The organism is Bacillus sp. AP50 (assembly GCF_040492675.1).
Classification (GTDB): domain Bacteria; phylum Bacillota; class Bacilli; order Bacillales; family Bacillaceae_G; genus Bacillus_A; species Bacillus_A cereus.
On sequence record NZ_JBEUTW010000512.1, the window covers coordinates 1 to 1115 of the forward strand.

The window sequence follows — 1115 nt, forward strand, 5'->3', positions numbered from 1 at the left end:
CCTACTTTGAAAGATCACAAAGTTTTGAGTTTACAATGTTTATCGTAACACAGTTTGGTTACATTCTATGGGGAATCTATAGTATTTATATAAACTTTGGATGATATTTTTTGTTTTATGAAAAAAGGCTATTAAAAAAGGGTTTGAGATAAATATCAAACCCTTTTGACTATATATAATTATTTCACTGCCTGCGATTTGCATTTCTTCACCTGTTTGTGGGTTACGTCCTGTACGTGCAGATCTTTCGCGTACTTCAAATGTACCAAATCCAAGAATTTGTACTTTCTCTTCATTAGCTAGTGCATTTGTTATCGTATCTAATACGGCTTGTGTTGCTGCAGCTGCATCCTTTTGTGTAAGTTCTGCTTTTTCTGCTACTACTTTTGTTAATTCTGTCTTATTCATTTTTTGCACCTCGTTATATGTAATGTGGTGACTATTATAACGTTTGAATAACCAAGATGCAATTAAAAATGTGCATAGAAAAAGCTCTAGCAAGAGCTAAGAGATAATTTTTGTATGATAGTAAGAGAGGTTAATAAAACTTCAAAATTTTAGCTTGATAGGCGTGATGCTCCCTCTGTTAGTTATGAATATTTCTTTTTATAGTAGGCCTCCTACCATTACGTTAAAATTTTTGGATTTTGGTTATGTCCCCCTATAAATATCACTATCCATATGATAAGGTTGTGATATTAAAATATAGGAGGTCTATTGCTTGTGGGCTTATTTGGAACAAAAAATCCTAAAACAGTTACAGATACGGAGTTTTCTTGGAAAGATAATAAAATTAAAATTACAGAAAGATATGTAGAAACCTCAGGTTTAATCAACTTTATCCGTGTTCCTAAAAAACACATTGAAACAGTTACATATGAAATTAAGACAGGAAAGGTAGCAATGTCTGTAGATATAAACCTTATTGGAAAAGGTGTAATCCTTGGAACAATTGCTGTAGGTATAGACCTAAAAGATGAAGTGCAAGACTGGTTATTAGAAAAACTGAATTTGTGTTAGATTACTAGAAAAACAACATTTAATCCGCTTGTTCATAGGGGAGTAGTAATTAAAAATAAAAGGATGGTATTAACATGAAATCAACAGGTGTTACA

General features: G+C 31.8%; 1 protein-coding gene and 1 pseudogene. One reads left to right on the forward strand and one right to left on the reverse strand.

The window, feature by feature from the left end; genetic code table 11:
- Positions 1-183: 183 nt before the first annotated feature.
- Positions 184-408, reverse strand: a pseudogene (locus tag ABWK52_RS25710) (HU family DNA-binding protein); the annotation flags it as partial.
- Between the two features lie 315 nt (positions 409-723).
- On the opposite strand from ABWK52_RS25710, the gene ABWK52_RS25715 reads away from it, so the two are divergent.
- Positions 724-1020: a hypothetical protein gene (locus ABWK52_RS25715; RefSeq protein WP_000522371.1), complete on the forward strand. Its 297-nt coding sequence runs from the start codon at positions 724-726 to the stop codon at positions 1018-1020.
- The last annotated feature ends 95 nt before the right edge of the window (positions 1021-1115 follow it).